This is a genomic window from Arthrobacter globiformis (assembly GCF_030818015.1).
GTDB lineage: Bacteria > Actinomycetota > Actinomycetes > Actinomycetales > Micrococcaceae > Arthrobacter > Arthrobacter globiformis_C.
In genome coordinates, this window is sequence record NZ_JAUSZX010000001.1 from 4,872,595 (window position 1) to 4,886,623 (window position 14,029).

At 67.0% G+C, this 14,029-nt stretch carries 12 protein-coding genes and 1 pseudogene; 6 read left to right on the forward strand and 7 right to left on the reverse strand.

Annotated elements, in window-relative coordinates; translation table 11 throughout:
• Positions 1 to 15 precede the first annotated feature (15 nt).
• From QFZ23_RS22745 to QFZ23_RS22765, 5 genes are all read right to left on the reverse strand, one after another.
• A complete protein-coding gene (locus QFZ23_RS22745) occupies positions 16 to 993 on the reverse strand; it encodes a DnaJ C-terminal domain-containing protein (RefSeq protein WP_306926469.1) in 978 nt (325 codons plus the stop codon).
• 272 nt (positions 994 to 1,265) lie between these two features.
• Positions 1,266 to 1,925, reverse strand: a complete 660-nt coding sequence (locus tag QFZ23_RS22750; protein ID WP_306926471.1) for a nucleotide exchange factor GrpE — start codon at positions 1,923 to 1,925, stop codon at positions 1,266 to 1,268.
• Positions 1,926 to 1,927: 2 nt separating this feature from the next.
• Positions 1,928 to 3,793: a molecular chaperone DnaK gene (gene dnaK / locus QFZ23_RS22755; RefSeq protein ID WP_306926473.1), complete on the reverse strand. Its 1,866-nt coding sequence runs from the start codon at positions 3,791 to 3,793 to the stop codon at positions 1,928 to 1,930.
• Positions 3,794 to 4,030: 237 nt separating this feature from the next.
• A complete protein-coding gene (locus QFZ23_RS22760) occupies positions 4,031 to 4,453 on the reverse strand; it encodes a hypothetical protein (protein WP_306926475.1) in 423 nt (140 codons plus the stop codon).
• A 162-nt stretch (positions 4,454 to 4,615) separates the two neighbouring features.
• Positions 4,616 to 5,338 (reverse strand): TetR/AcrR family transcriptional regulator, encoded by a 723-nt coding sequence (locus QFZ23_RS22765; RefSeq protein ID WP_306926477.1) that lies wholly within the window; start codon positions 5,336 to 5,338, stop codon positions 4,616 to 4,618.
• Between the two features lie 148 nt (positions 5,339 to 5,486).
• On the opposite strand from QFZ23_RS22765, the gene QFZ23_RS22770 reads away from it, so the two are divergent.
• Positions 5,487 to 6,467, forward strand: coding sequence for an NAD-dependent epimerase/dehydratase family protein (locus tag QFZ23_RS22770; RefSeq protein WP_306926479.1), 981 nt, complete (start codon positions 5,487 to 5,489; stop codon positions 6,465 to 6,467).
• Between the two features lie 9 nt (positions 6,468 to 6,476).
• Here QFZ23_RS22770 and QFZ23_RS22775 read toward each other — a convergent pair.
• Positions 6,477 to 7,019: pseudogene (locus QFZ23_RS22775) on the reverse strand (MMPL family transporter); the annotation flags it as partial.
• A gap of 178 nt (positions 7,020 to 7,197) precedes the next feature.
• On the opposite strand from QFZ23_RS22775, the gene QFZ23_RS22780 reads away from it, so the two are divergent.
• From QFZ23_RS22780 to pabB, 4 genes are all read left to right on the forward strand, one after another.
• Positions 7,198 to 8,013, forward strand: a complete 816-nt coding sequence (locus tag QFZ23_RS22780; RefSeq protein WP_306926480.1) for a class I SAM-dependent methyltransferase — start codon at positions 7,198 to 7,200, stop codon at positions 8,011 to 8,013.
• A 58-nt stretch (positions 8,014 to 8,071) separates the two neighbouring features.
• Positions 8,072 to 8,695 (forward strand): LysE family transporter, encoded by a 624-nt coding sequence (locus QFZ23_RS22785; protein WP_306926483.1) that lies wholly within the window; start codon positions 8,072 to 8,074, stop codon positions 8,693 to 8,695.
• Positions 8,696 to 8,859: 164 nt separating this feature from the next.
• Positions 8,860 to 9,432, forward strand: coding sequence for a low molecular weight protein-tyrosine-phosphatase (locus QFZ23_RS22790; RefSeq protein ID WP_306926485.1), 573 nt, complete (start codon positions 8,860 to 8,862; stop codon positions 9,430 to 9,432).
• On the forward strand, positions 9,429 to 11,480 hold the full coding sequence (pabB, locus tag QFZ23_RS22795; RefSeq protein ID WP_306926486.1) for an aminodeoxychorismate synthase component I: 2,052 nt from the start codon (positions 9,429 to 9,431) through the stop codon (positions 11,478 to 11,480). Before QFZ23_RS22790 ends, pabB begins: the two co-directional genes overlap by 4 nt.
• A gap of 8 nt (positions 11,481 to 11,488) precedes the next feature.
• Here pabB and cls read toward each other — a convergent pair whose 3' ends face one another.
• The gene (gene cls, locus QFZ23_RS22800; protein WP_306926978.1) at positions 11,489 to 12,961 is read right to left on the reverse strand and encodes a cardiolipin synthase; all 1,473 of its coding nucleotides are present in this window, start codon (positions 12,959 to 12,961) and stop codon (positions 11,489 to 11,491) included.
• A 96-nt stretch (positions 12,962 to 13,057) separates the two neighbouring features.
• Between cls and QFZ23_RS22805 the strand changes: the two genes are divergently transcribed.
• Entirely contained in the window at positions 13,058 to 13,990 is a 933-nt protein-coding gene (locus QFZ23_RS22805) for an aminodeoxychorismate lyase (RefSeq protein ID WP_306926487.1), read from the forward strand.
• Positions 13,991 to 14,029 lie beyond the last annotated feature (39 nt).

Sequence of the window (14,029 nt, forward strand, 5' to 3'; positions counted from 1 at the left end):
GGCCGGCACCGGTCCCTAAAGCCGGGCCTTGGCTGCCAGGCCCTGGCGGACGTCCGCGCCGGTGGTGGCGGCTGCAAATGCTTTCACGGCCTCCTCAGCTTCCTTGCTCAGGTTCTGCGGTACGGCTACGTCGATGGTCACAAGCAGGTCCCCGGTGGCCTTCGACGTCTTCACGCCACGGCCCTTCACGCGGAGAGTGCGCCCCGACGGGGTGCCGGCAGGAACGCGGACCCGGACGTGTTCGCCGTCGATCGTGGGCACCTCGATGTCCGCGCCCAAGGCGGCCTCCGGGAAGCTGACGGGCACGTGGATCCGGAGGTTGTCGCCGTCGCGCGTGTAAAAGTCATGGGGCTTGACGTTGACGGTGACCAGCAAGTCGCCGTTACCTGCCGGGCCATACTGGCCCTTGCCGCGGACTCGCACCTTCTGGCCATCCTTGATGCCCGCGGGAACCCGGACGTCAATGACCTCACCGTCCGGTTCACGCAGCCCAATGGTGGTGCCTCGGATGGATCCGGCGAAGGAGATGCTGGTGCTCGCGGTCCGGTCGGCGCCCTTCTGCTGTGCGCGCTGGTAACCGGCAGGGCCGCCGCCGAAGCCGCCACCGAACAGGTCGGCAAACTCGGGCGGAACGCCGCCGGCGGTGCTGAACCCGCCGGAGTGCCGGCCACTGCCGCCGGTGAACAGGCCGCCGAAGAGGTCCTCGAAGCCGCCGTTCGCGGTGCTTCCCGCGCCGTGCGGTGCAAAACGGGCGCCGCCGCCCATGGCCCGGATGGCGTCATACTGCTGGCGTTCATCGGGATCGGACAGCACGGAGTAGGCCTCGGAAATGTCCTTGAACTTCTTCTCCGCAGCATTGTCCCCGGAGTTCGTATCAGGGTGGTACTGCCGGGCGAGCTTCCGGTAAGCCTTCTTAATGTCAGCGTCGGAAGCGTCCTTGGCAACACCAAGGATCTTATAAAAGTCCTTGTCCACCCAGTCCTGGCTAGCCAATGGCGTTTCCTCTCTACTTTCAGTGTTGCGTTGGAGCTCCGCTGGATAGGGGGCCGTGCCCGCTTCGCGGTGCCCGCCACGCCGCGGCCCCCTTTCCAGCTGCGCTGCGCTCATCTCACCTTAGGCGAGACAACCGCCGAGCGACGGACGGATAAGGGGGCCCGGGAGTGGCATCGGGCCTGCCGGAGCTGGGTGGCCAAGGATCGCAGATCCTGGCCACCCAGCGTAGGGGCGGGGCCCCCTTATCCGTTCGGCGCGGTCACGAGAGCAACCTACGCAGGTACAGCGACGATGACCTGGGCCGCCCGGAGGACTCGCTCGCCTGACTTGTAGCCGGAGCGGAGCACCTGGCTGACGGTGTCAACTTCGATGTCGTCGCCGGGCTGCTGGATGAGGGCCTCGTGGATGGTCGGGTCGAACTCGACGCCGGTCTCATCGATGCGGGTCAGGCCGTACGTCTTCAGCGCATTCTCCAGCTTGGTGGCGATCGCGGCGAACGGGCCGTCCGCGAGGTCACCGTGCTGGCGGGCGGCGTCGACGTCATCCAGCACCGGGAGCAGGGAGTTCAGGACGCCGATGACGGCCATCTCCCCTGCCACGGCGCGGTCACGTTCAACGCGCTTGCGGTAGTTGACGTACTCGGCCTGCAGGCGGAGCAGGTCGTTCTTCAGCTCCGCCGCCGCGGCAGCCTCGGTACCCTGCGCCACGGACTCCTCGGCGGGCACCTCAACCTGGTTGAGGATTTCCTCAGCCTGGGCGAGGGCGTCGCCGTCGGAATCCGCTTCCGGCGCAGAGGACTGTTCGCCCTCCGGATGCCGGGCCTCCCCGGTCAGCGGGTCCACCTTGCGGTGGTCCCGGATGACCGGCTCGTCGCGCTTGCTGCTCTGGTCTCGGGAAGAGTTGTGCTCTTCTTCGTTACCGTGATGCGGCATGGTTACTTCTTCTCTTCTTCGTCGACGATCTCGGCGTCGACGATGTCCTCGTCAGACTTGCTTCCGCCGGCGGGGGCACCTTCAGCACCCGCAGCGCCGGTGGCGCCGTCCGGAGAACCGGCCTGGGCGTAGATGGCCTCGCCGAGCTTGGTCTGGGAAGCCTGCAGCTTCTCAAACGCGGTCTTGACGGCGGCGTCGTCGGTGCCTTCGAGGGCCTTCTTGAGGGCGTCGACGTCGGCCTGGACCTCGGTCTTGACCTCTTCAGGCAGCTTGTCGCTGTTGTCGGCGATCAGCTTGTCCACGGAGTAGGCGAGCTGCTCGGCGGTGTTGCGGGTGTCGGTGGCCTCGCGGCGTGCCTTGTCCTCGGCTGCGTGCTCCTCGGCGTCCTTGACCATGCGGTCGATGTCTTCCTTGGAGAGCGCGGTGCCGCCGGTGATGGTCATGGACTGTTCCTTGCCGGTGCCCTTGTCCTTCGCCGAAACGTGCACGATGCCGTTGGCGTCGATGTCGAAGGTGACCTCGACCTGCGGGACGCCGCGCGGGGCCGGCGCGATGCCGGTCAGCTCAAACGTGCCCAGCGGCTTGTTGTCGCGGGTGAATTCACGCTCGCCCTGGAAGACCTGGATGGCCACGGACGGCTGGTTGTCGTCAGCTGTGGTGAAGGTTTCGGACCGCTTGGTGGGGATGGCCGTGTTGCGCTCGATCAGGTGCGTCATGACACCGCCCTTGGTTTCGATGCCCAGGGACAGCGGCGTGACGTCGATCAGGAGAACGTCCTTGCGCTCACCCTTCAGCACGCCGGCCTGCAGGGCTGCGCCAACGGCCACAACCTCGTCAGGGTTGACGCCCTTGTTGGGCTCCTTGCCGCCGGCCAGTTCCTTCACGAGGTCGGAGACGGCGGGCATACGGGTGGAGCCGCCGACGAGCACGATGTGGTCGATGTCGGAAAGCTTGATGCCGGCTTCCTTGATGACGTCGTGGAACGGCTTCTTGGTGCGCTCGAGCAGGTCCTTGGTCAGGTCCTGGAACTTGGCACGGGTCAGCTGCTCGTCCAGGTGGACCGGGCCGTCCGGGGTGACGGAGAGGTACTGGAGCGAGACGTTGGTGCTGGTGGAGGAGGAGAGTTCCTTCTTGGCCTGCTCGGCAGCTTCGCGGAGGCGCTGGAGGGCGATCTTGTCCTTGGACAGGTCGATGCCCTTGACCTTGAGCTGGTTCAGCAGGTACTCGACGACGCGGTTGTCCCAGTCGTCACCGCCGAGGCGGTTGTCACCGGCGGTGGCGCGCACCTGGATGGTGGAGAAGTCGTCCTCGTCCTTGCCGACTTCCAGCAGGGAGACGTCGAACGTGCCGCCACCGAGGTCGAAGACCAGGATGAGCTCGTCTTCCTTGCCCTTGTCCAGGCCGTAGGCCAGGGCGGCCGCGGTGGGCTCGTTGACGATGCGCAGGACGTTCAGGCCGGCGATCTCGCCGGCCTCCTTCGTTGCCTGGCGCTCGGCGTCGTTGAAGTAGGCGGGAACGGTGATCACAGCGTCGGTGACCTTTTCGCCAAGGTAGGACTCGGCGTCGTTCTTCAGCTTCATGAGGACACGGGCGGAGATTTCCTGGGCCGTGTACTTCTTGTCGTCGATGGCCACGGACCAGTCGGTGCCCATGTGGCGCTTGACGGAGGCGATGGTGCGGTCGATGTTGTTGACGGCCTGGCGCTTGGCGATTTCACCGACCAGGACTTCGCCGGACTTGGAGAACGCAACGACCGACGGCGTGGTGCGGCCACCCTCGGCGTTGGCAATAACGGTGGGCTCGCCACCTTCGAGAACGGAGACGACGGAGTTGGTGGTTCCGAGGTCGATACCTACTGCACGTGACATGTGTTGCTTCCTTCTTTCCGTGGAAACTTGGGCTCGCCCACTTCCTTGAGCGATCTGCACTCAACTTTACTCAGCACGGAATTTAAGTCAATCCAAACTTGAGTCGAGTACGCTCAACTTTGCCTCCGGGCGGGTCCACAGCAGAGAAGAACCCCCGGTTGCCGCACGGAATATCCGCGTAAAACCGGGGGTTCCTCGATAAACGGCTTCCGGATTTCGCCCAGCGTGAACCGGCGCCTAGCCTCCCGAGGAGGTGCCGCCGTCGTCATTCCGCGGTGCATTGACCTGGCCGTCGATAAGTTCGTCCTTCAGATCTTCAGCGGCGCCGCCTTCGGGGGCCGTGCCGGCGGCGCCGTAGTCACCCTCGGGGTATTCGCCTTCCTCATCCCCGGGCAGCTCCTGGCCGACGGTTCCGGCCCGGCCATAGTCGCCTTCCGGATATTCGCCTTCTTCCACCTCGGCGGACGGCTCAACAGTTCCCGCGTCGCCGTAGTCCCCTGCCGGGTATTCGCCCTTGGGCTCTGCGCCCGGCTCCTGACCTGCCACGCCGGCGTCGCCGTAATCACCCTCCACGTACTGGCCGCTGTCCCCCTCGAGTGCCGGATTCCTGGAGCTGTTGTGCGTCTTGCCGGCGTCGCCGGACCCACTGTTTTCGGTCATCGGTTGATCACTCCTTCGAAAGGACTGGGCGCGCCTGGTTCGGGCGCAGTGGCAGTCTACTCATCTGGCGGGGGCGGCAACAGGGTCCGGCATGGGCTACCGGCCGGGGCCACTCCGGCTGGGCCCAGCCCGAGCTACCCGGCCGGGGCCACTCCGGCTGGGCTACAGCCCGGCGAGATCCGCCAGTACGGCAATGTGGTGCTCGAACAGTTCATCCGGCGCGGAAAAGGTGCCGGCGCCATACTGCCCGAACACTTCAAAACTGACGGCTCCAAAGAGTGAGGTCCAGACGAGGGTGCCGCGGGCCAGCAGGGCGCCCGGCACCTCCACGCCCAGCTCACGCCGGACTGCCTCGAGATCGGCAGCCACGGGTGCCGGCACCCCGGAAGGCCCGCGCTCGGCCAGGCGTCCGGCCCGGTAAGCGCCGTCCAGAATCTGCACCAAACTGTTGACCACCCGCGTGCCGGGCGCAGTGGTCCGCTCCGCCGGAGCCTGGTAGCCCGGCACCGGGCTGCCGAACAGGAAGCCGTAGCGCGCCGGCTCCCGGAGGGCCCACCCCCGGACAGCGCGGGCCAGCGCAGCGAACCGGCCCCTGGACTCTTCCGCGGGGACGGACTCGACCGCGGCATCCACCGCATCCCCCAGGTCGTTGTAGGCATCTACAAGCAGCAGGGTCAGCAGTTCGTCGCGGCTCCCGACGTATCGGTAGACGGCGGAAGAGACCACACCCAGGTCACGGGCGACGGCGCGGAGCGACAGGGCGGCGGCCCCATGTTCCGCCAGATGCTGCCGGCCCAGCCGGATGATGTCGGCGATGGTCTGCGCCCGGGCCCGTTCACGCGGCGTACGGATTTCCCCGCTGGCAGTCTGAGAGGTGGCTGGCATCAGCCCAGCATGGCATGAATCAGAGCAGTGTCAACAATTGAGAGCGGTGCTCTTGACTTTGCTGGACGGCAGCAGGATCCTTGTTTCGAGAGCAGTGCTCTCATCAAGCCGGGGCCATCCGGGACCATCCGAACGAAGGAGAACTTCAATGTCCGGTCTGTATGTCGTCGCCGGCGCCGGCCCTGTGGGCTGGACGGTGGCGCAGCAACTGGCGGCGCGGGGCGAGCGGGTCCGGGTTCTCACCCGTTCCGGCGGCGGGCCCGACCACCCACGCATCGAGAAGCTGAAGGCGGATGTCTCCAACCCCGGCCTGCTGGCTGACGCCTTCAAGGGCGCAGCGGCGGTCTTTCACTGCATCCACGGTTCGTCCTACAGCACCGCTGCCTGGGAACGGGAGCTTCCGGCCGCCGAGCAGGCGGTCATGGCAGCGGCAGGCGAGGCGGGCGCCGCCGTCGTTTTTCCCGAAAGCCTTTACTCCTACAGCAATCCGGAGCGGGTGATGACCGAAGACAGCCCGCGGGCGGCGGGAGGCGGCAAGCGCGGCGTCCGCGCGGCGCTGCTGCGGGCGCGGAAGGCGAGCGCCACTGACACCGTGTCCGTGGTGGCGGGCGATTTCTTCGGCCCCCGCGTCCGGATGGCCCACGCAGGCGAGCGCATGGTGCCAGCCATCCTCGCCCGGCGCCGGCTGCAGGTGGTGGGAAGCACGGACCAGCCGCATTCCTTTACCTACGTTCCCGATCTGGCCGCGGCAATGATCGGGGCCGCGGGGAAGCCTGAGCTGTGGAACCGGGTTCTGCAGGCGCCCACCAACCCGCCGCTCACACAGCGCCAGATCGCTCAAGCCTTCGCCACTGCTGCCGGCGTGCCGCCTGCGACGGTCCAGACGGTGCCGGGCTGGGTCCTGCGCACCTTGGGGCTCTTCTCGGCCGACATGCGGGAACTCAGCGAGATGCTCTACCAGTTCCAGCGGCCGTTCGTAATGGATTCGCGGGCCAGTGAGGAGCAACTGGGCCTTCATCCGACTCCCCTGCATGTGGCAGCCAAGGAGACAGTGGAGTGGTGGCGCTCAGAGCTTGCTGCGGGTCCGGCCACGGGACGGGCCCCGGCGGGGACGCCGGCCGGGACTTAGCGCCGGAGCCTAGCGGATGAAGACTTCCGCAGGGCCTTCCAGCTTGCTGGCTTCCTGCGCCTCGAGCCGGCTGAGTTTACCCGGCCACCAGATGCGCCGGCCCAGGTCGTAGGCCAGGGCGGGAACCAGGAGGAAGCGCACCAGAACGGTGTCCAGCAGCACCCCGAACGCCACGATGAACGCCAACTGCACCAGGAACATGATGGGGATGACGCCCAGGGCGGCAAACGTGGTGGCCAGGACCACCCCGGCGGATGTGATCACCCCGCCGGTCACGCCCAGTCCGCGCAGAATCCCCGGCCGGGTCCCGTGCTTCAGCGACTCCTCGCGGACCCTGCCCATCAGGAAGATGTTGTAATCCACACCCAATGCCACCAGGAACACGAAGCCGAACAGGGGCACGGTGGCGTCGGCTCCGGGAAAACCCAGGATGTTGTTGAATACGAGGGCGGAAACGCCAATGGCGGCCGCATAGGAAAGAACCGCCGAGGCGACAAGCAGGACGGGTGCGAGGACGGAGCGCAGCAGCACCATGAGGATGAGCAGAATGACGGCCCGCCACATGGACAGTGCCATGGCCGGGTTCACCGCGCAGGAACTCGAGACGGCCGCCCGGTTCTTGGACGCGATGATTGCGGCAACGGTCCGGGCCAGCCAGGAAGCCTCCGGCGCGCCATAACGGCCCCTCCTGCTACCTGTCCGAAGTGCGGAGAAGGAGTAGCGTTTCCCTATGAGCGCGCAGCAGCCGGAAGATGTCTATAGTCACGGCCACCACGAGTCCGTGGTCCGAGCCCATGCCTCGCGGACGGCGGAGAATTCGGCCGCGTTCGTTATCCCGCACCTCACCCCCGGCGTATCGGTGCTCGACGTCGGGTGCGGGCCGGGCAGCATCACCTGTGACTTCGCGCTTCTGGTGGCCCCCGGGAACGTGACCGGGCTGGACCGCTCCCCCGACGTGATCACCCACGCCCGCGAGCTGGCGGCCGACCGCGGTGTGGAGAACGTGGAGTTCGTGGCGGGCAACATCTACGACCTTGATTTCGAAGACGACACCTTCGATGTGGTCCACGCCCACCAGGTCCTGCAGCACCTGACCGATCCGGTGGAGGCGCTGCGGGAAATGCGGCGGGTCGCCAGGCCCGGCGGCATCGTTGCCGTCCGCGACGCCGATTTCCACGGCATGAGCTGGTATCCCGCCATTCCCGAGCTCGATGAGTGGATGGAGCTCTACCAGCGGATCGCCCGCCGGAACGGCGCCGAGCCCGACGCCGGCCGCCGGCTCGTCTCGTGGGCCCAGGCCGCCGGCTTCACGGATGTGGCGCCGACCAGCAGCAACTGGCTCTACGCCACGGGGCAGCAGCGCCGCTGGCAGGCCAGGGTGTGGGGCGAGCGAGTGCTGCATTCGGCCTTTGCGGAGCAGGCCCTTGAGTACGGCTTCGCACAGGAGGCCGACCTCACGCGCATCTCGGCCGGCTGGCACCGCTGGGGCTCCACAGACGACGGCTGGTTCCTCATTCCCAACGGCGAGGTCATCGCCCGGGCCTGAGTGCCGGCTAAAACGCCCCGCGGAACAGCTCGTCCCGCAAAACCACTAAACTTGCTGGGTGCAATTCTCTCTTTGGCTGGCCCTCGCGGGCGCCGGCGTCCTCATCAGCTTCACTCCGGGCGCAGGCGCCATCAACACCATGAGCAACTCGCTGACCGCCGGGTTCAAGCGCTCCATCTGGGGCATCCTGGGGCAACAGGCCGCCCTGATTCTGCACGTCATTGTTGTGGCCCTCGGCGTCGGCGTCCTGGTTGCGGGCTCCCCGGTCGCCTTCAACGCCATCCGCTATGCCGGCGCCGCCTATTTGGTGTACCTCGGCATCAGGCAGTTCCTGCGCAAACCGGACCTGGACCAGGAGAAGGTCGCCGCGCTCCGGAACGAGCCTGCCTGGTCCATGTTCCGCAGGGGCCTGTGGGTCAACCTGCTCAACCCCAAGGCCATCGTGTTCTTCCTGGCCTTCATGCCGCAGTTCATCCGGCCCGCCAGCCCGCTCCTTCCCCAGTACGCCGTCCTTGCGGCGACCGTGGTTCTCATCGACATCCTCGTCATGTGGCTCTTTTTCGCGGCGGCGGCAAAATCGTTCCAGCGCTTCACCCACAATGCCCGCGGCCAAACCGCGCTCAACAGGATTTTCGGTGTCCTGTTCGTCGCGGTGGGCGTGCTGCTGGCGTTCATTCATTAGCAGGCTCCCGCTGCCAGCCCGTGCCAGTTCGGAGCCGACCCCGGCGTCCGCTGCAGGGTCACTCCGCGCTCTGCCGCGAGACCCAACTTCGGCACCGCGAAATGTTTTGAACAATAAGAATACTTACTAGCCAAGCGGTGTTAGCGTGCTCCATGCTTAGCCGTATGACCTCAATGACGAGACCATACCGGATCATCGCGGTCTGCACCGGCAACATCTGCCGGTCCCCGATGGCGGAGCTGATGCTAGCGGAGGCCTTTGCAGCGGCGGGGCTCGCCGGCGCCGTCGTCGTGGACTCCGCGGGAACCACCGCCTATGAGGCAGGACGCCCCATCGACCCCCGGGCCGCGCGGAAACTAACTGCCCACAACCTCCTCTCCGACCGGCACATTGCCCGGGAATGGCGGAAGGAGTGGTTCACGGAACGCCACCTGATCCTGGCCCTCGACGTGGACCACTACGGCTGGCTGCGGGCGTCGGCCCCGGACGACGAATCCCTCGAGAGAATACGCATGCTGCGCAGCTTCGACCCCCTAGTGGCAACGAAGGATCCCCTGGATCAGGGCATCGAAGACCCCTGGTACGGGGACCACAGCGACTTTGCGGCGGTGTGGGACCAGATCCAGGGGTCGGTGCCGGGAATCGTAGAGTATGTCCGTTCCGCCATCGCCGCGGCCTCGGCGGATGCCGCCCCGCTCCAGCTTAATGACAGCCAGCAGGTACGCTCTATTTCATGACCCCCGCACCTGTGATCATCGCCATTGACGGGCGGTCCGGCGCAGGTAAAACCACATTGGCCATCGAGCTCGCGGCCACGCTGCGGAACCACCACAAGGTCTCTCTGTTCCACCTGGAGGACATCTATCCCGGCTGGGATGGACTGTCCGCCGGCATCGAACGCTACGTCACCACGGTGCTGGCGCCCCTGAGCCGCGGCGAAGCGGCCACGTGGGTCAGCTGGGACTGGAAAACCCATAACGACGGCGACCCGCGGGTAACGCTGCCCGCCGAGATCGTGATCGTGGAGGGCGTTGGGGCAGCCGCAGCCGCGGCAAGGCCGCTTCTGGACGCCGTCATCTGGGCGGACGCCCCCGACGGCGAACGCCGCACCCGCGCGCTGGCCCGCGACGGCGAGACGTACGAGCCGTTCTGGGACCAGTGGGCCGGGCAGGAGGCGGAACTCCTGGCCGTGGACGACATCCCGCAGCATGCCCACGTCCGGATCCTCAACCGCGCGGACGGCGCCGCCCCGGCAGACGCCCTGCAGGCCCTCACCTACCTCCCCGCACTCACCACCGCCCTGGTTCCCGAGCTCTCCTCACGGCGCGGCCTGCGCCTGCTGTCGGAACGAATCGACGCCAGCCCTGATCCCGCCGCACTTTTTCAGGCGCTGTGCGGGACGTCCCAGAACGCGGTCTGGCTGGACTCCTCCCTGCGTTCGGCCGGTACGGCCGGTCCTGGCAAGGGAACCCCCGCGGCGGAGCGCAGCCGGTTCAGTATTTTGGCGGACGACGGCGGCACCTTCGGCCAGTCTGTCGTGCACAGTTCCGGGGTCACCCGGATCACCGCCGGATGCGCCACAGCCAACGTGTCCGGCCCGTTCTTCCGGTGGCTGGAGACGGTGTGGGGACGGAAGGCGGTGCGCGGACCGGAGGACTACCCGTGCGACTTCGCGCTGGGCTGGCTGGGCTACCTCGGCTATGAGCTGAAGCGTGAAACCGGCGGGCAGGACATCCTCTCGGACACGCCTGATGCGGGCCTGATCTTTGCCGGCCGGGCCGCTGTCCTGGACCACGCGGACAACACGGTGTGGTTGCTTGCCCTGGACGCGCCGGACGCCGCGGACTGGCTCGCCCGCGCCCGCGATGCGGTGACCGCCGCGCCTGTTGCCGGCGACGGCGTCGAACTTCCGGCGGCAAATGCCGCGGCGCCGGCGTTTGCCGGCCGGGACAGCGAGGCGAGCTACAAGCGCAAGATCGCCGAAGCGCAGCACCAGATCGCCGAGGGGAATTCCTACGAGGTCTGCCTCACCACCACCCTCGCGGCGGAGGTGCCGGCGCTCGACCCGTGGGCGGCGTACCTTGCCCTGCGGCGGCGGAACCCGGCGCCGTTTGCGAGCTACCTGCGGTTTGGCGGTCTATCGGTGGCCAGCACGTCGCCGGAGCGATTTCTGCGGATAGCGTCTGACGGCGGCATGCGCGCCGAGCCGATCAAGGGAACCCGCCGCCGGGCTGCTGACCCGGACACCGACGCCGCCCTCCGCCACGACCTGGCCACGTCCTTGAAGGACCGGGCGGAAAACATCATGATCGTGGACCTGCTCCGGAACGACCTCAGCCACTTCGCCGAGCCGGGATCGGTGACCGTCAGCCGGCTGTGCGAGATCGAAAGCTATGCCACGGTGCACCAGCTGGTGAGCACCATCGACGCCGTTCTCCTGCCCGGGTCGCCGCGGGCCGAGGCCGTGGCTGCCTGCTTCCCGGCCGGCTCAATGACCGGGGCGCCGAAGATCAGCACCATGGCCATTCTGGACCGGCTGGAGGAGGGTCCGCGCGGTGTCTATTCCGGGGCGATCGGGTACTTCTCGCTGAACGGGGCCACGGACCTGGCGGTGGCCATCCGTACTCTGGTGGTGCAGGAGGACGCCGCGGGCGAAAAGGTAAGGCTCAGCCTCGGCGTCGGCGGCGCCATCACGGCCGATTCCGTGCCCCAGGACGAGTACGAGGAGATCCGCACCAAGGCCTACGGCGTGCTGTCCACCCTGGGGTCCAGCTTCCCCGATTGAGTGAGGGGCTATTGGACCGTGGCCGTGAGGCGGGCTACGTTGTCGACATATCTTGCCGCGAGCGGCCGGCCCATCCAGTCCTCGAGCTTCAGCTCATGGGAGATGTCCCGGTAGGTGTCCTCCACCGCACGCATGCTGTTGACGATGTCCGCGCCCAGCAGCATCACCGAAACCTCCAGGTTCAGGGAGAAGGAGCGCATGTCCATGTTGCTGGAGCCCAGGACGGCCACTTCGTCGTCGATGGTGAAGTGCTTGGCATGGAGCACGAACGGGGCCTTGTAGAGGTAGATCCGGACACCGGCCCGCAGCAGGGCCTCGTAGTAGGACTGCTGTGCATGGTGGACCAGGAACTGGTCGCCCTTCTCGGAGACGAACAGTTCCACGTCCACGCCGCGCTGCGCCGCAGTGGTGATGGCGTAAAGCAGGGAATCGTCCGGCACGAAGTAGGGGCTGCACACCGAAATCCGATGCTGCGCCGAGTAGATCAGCGTGTTGAAGAGCCGGAGGTTGTTCTCCGTGGTGAAGCCGGGGCCGCTCGGCACCACCTGGGCCGTGACGTCGCCCGGCGACGGCTCGGCAGCCAGCTGCAGCTGGTCCTCGAGTGACTCGTCCGTCTCGCTGAGCCAGTCGGTGGCAAACACGACATTGAGGGTGGGAACGATCGGACCCCGGAGGCAGGCCATCAGCTCGATCCATTCGCGGCCGGCCTTGCGGTGCTTGGGGTTGTTGTAGGAGGGCTCGATCAGGTTCTGCGATCCCGTGAACGCGACTTCGCCGTCGATCACCATGATCTTGCGGTGGTTGCGCAGATCCGGCCGGCGCCACTGGCCGTGGATGGGCAGCAGCGGCAGCATCCGCCGCCACTGGATGCGGCTGGCCCTGAGCCGTTTCAGGAGCTTGTTGTACCCCTTCACGCGCAGGGTTCCGATGTGGTCAAACAGCACGCGGACCTGGACGCCGCGGTCCGCCGCCTCCTCGAGGGCCGTGAGGAGGTCGTCCGTGACGTGGTCCGTGCTCATGATGTAGAACTCGGCGTTGACGAAGCGCTCGGCCTTCCGCACGGCCTCGGCCATGGCGCGGATGGAGTCCGGGTAGCCGGGAATCAGCTCCACATGGTTGCCGTCCACGAGTGGAATCGACCCGAGCCGGCGGTTGAGTTCGGCCGCGGACAGGACCCATTCGGGGCCGGAATACTCACTGGCGACGTCGGAAAGCGCCGAACTGCCGGCACGGACCCGCTCGTTGACCAGCTGCTGCTGCTCGGTGCGGCGGCGCGACAGCCTGAAGTTGCCGAAGAGCAGGAAGAGGATCAGTCCAAGGGCCGGCACGAAGAAGATGCCCAGCAGCCAGGCCATGGCCGTGGTGGGCCGCCGGTTGCCCGGGATGATGCCCACGGCCAGCACCCTGATGACCAGATCCACTCCGCTGAGCAGCAGGATCACCCAGGCCGGCAGTGTTTCCGCTAGCGGAAATGGCCACAACACAGTTGAAACCCCCGTTATTTCTTACCCTCGCAGCCATTCCGTATGGAGCGGTGAAGCCAGCCTATAGGGCACCGGCCGCACTAAGCTTGAGGCATGACGTCTCGTACCTCCCACACAGTGCTGGTGTTCCTGGATCCGGACTATGAATACGGCCGGCTTGCCGACCCCGAAAAGCCGCAGCTGATGGCCACTGACCTGGGCGCCACCCGCGGTGACGGGGTGTTCGAGTCCATGCTCGCCGTCGCCGGCCACACGCGGAAGATCCAGGCGCACCTGGACCGGCTGGCCCGCTCGGCCCAAGCCCTCGACCTTGAGATTCCGGGGCCGGACGACTGGCGCCGTGCGGTCGGGACGGGCGTCGCGGCGTTCCGCTCCGACAACCCCGCCTCCTCCCCGGAGCTGGACGAGGCCGTGGTCAAGCTCATCGTCACCCGCGGCGTCGAGGGCGCCTCCGCCCCCACCTGCTGGGTGCAGGTGTCCCCGGTGGCAGCCGCCGGCCGGCGCCAGCGCGAGACCGGCATCGACGTCATCCTCCTTGACCGCGGCTACGACAGCGATGCAGCCGAGCGGGCCCCCTGGCTGCTGCTCGGCGCCAAGACCCTCTCCTATGCGGTGAACATGGCCGCGCTGCGCCATGCCCACAAACAGGGGGCGGATGATGTCATCTTCACGTCCTCGGACGGACTCGTGCTGGAGGGCCCCACGTCCACCGTGCTGCTGGCGAACGTGGAGAAGAATGACGGCGGAACAACAGTCAAGCGCCTCGTCACGCCACAGCTGGACAGCGGCATTCTCCCGGGAACCTCACAGGGCGCCCTCTTCGCCGCCGCGAAGGCCGCCGGCTGGGAACTGGGCTACGGCCCGCTGAAACCCCAGGACCTGGCGGACGCCGATGCCGTCTGGCTGATTTCCAGCATCCGCCTCCTGGCCCCGGTCAATCACATTGACGGGCGCGAAATCGGCACGCCGGCGCTCCGCAAGCAGCTGACCGCCGAGCTGAACGAACTGTTTGCCGGCATCGAGTAGTAACGAAAAGGCACCGTTCGAAAAAATGCAGGACAAGAC

What these genes read in the sequence shown, in the direction of transcription:
- QFZ23_RS22805 (WP_306926487.1), top strand. Translation starts at nt 13,058, where the DNA reads ATGACGTCTCGTACCTCCCACACAGTGCTGGTGTTCCTGGATCCGGAC.
- QFZ23_RS22760 (WP_306926475.1), bottom strand. Translation starts at nt 4,453, where the DNA reads ATGACCGAAAACAGTGGGTCCGGCGACGCCGGCAAGACGCACAACAGC.
- QFZ23_RS22750 (WP_306926471.1), bottom strand. Translation starts at nt 1,925, where the DNA reads ATGCCGCATCACGGTAACGAAGAAGAGCACAACTCTTCCCGAGACCAG.
- pabB (WP_306926486.1), top strand. Translation starts at nt 9,429, where the DNA reads ATGACCCCCGCACCTGTGATCATCGCCATTGACGGGCGGTCCGGCGCA.
- QFZ23_RS22790 (WP_306926485.1), top strand. Translation starts at nt 8,860, where the DNA reads ATGACCTCAATGACGAGACCATACCGGATCATCGCGGTCTGCACCGGC.
- QFZ23_RS22765 (WP_306926477.1), bottom strand. Translation starts at nt 5,338, where the DNA reads ATGCCAGCCACCTCTCAGACTGCCAGCGGGGAAATCCGTACGCCGCGT.
- QFZ23_RS22780 (WP_306926480.1), top strand. Translation starts at nt 7,198, where the DNA reads ATGAGCGCGCAGCAGCCGGAAGATGTCTATAGTCACGGCCACCACGAG.
- QFZ23_RS22770 (WP_306926479.1), top strand. Translation starts at nt 5,487, where the DNA reads ATGTCCGGTCTGTATGTCGTCGCCGGCGCCGGCCCTGTGGGCTGGACG.
- dnaK (WP_306926473.1), bottom strand. Translation starts at nt 3,793, where the DNA reads ATGTCACGTGCAGTAGGTATCGACCTCGGAACCACCAACTCCGTCGTC.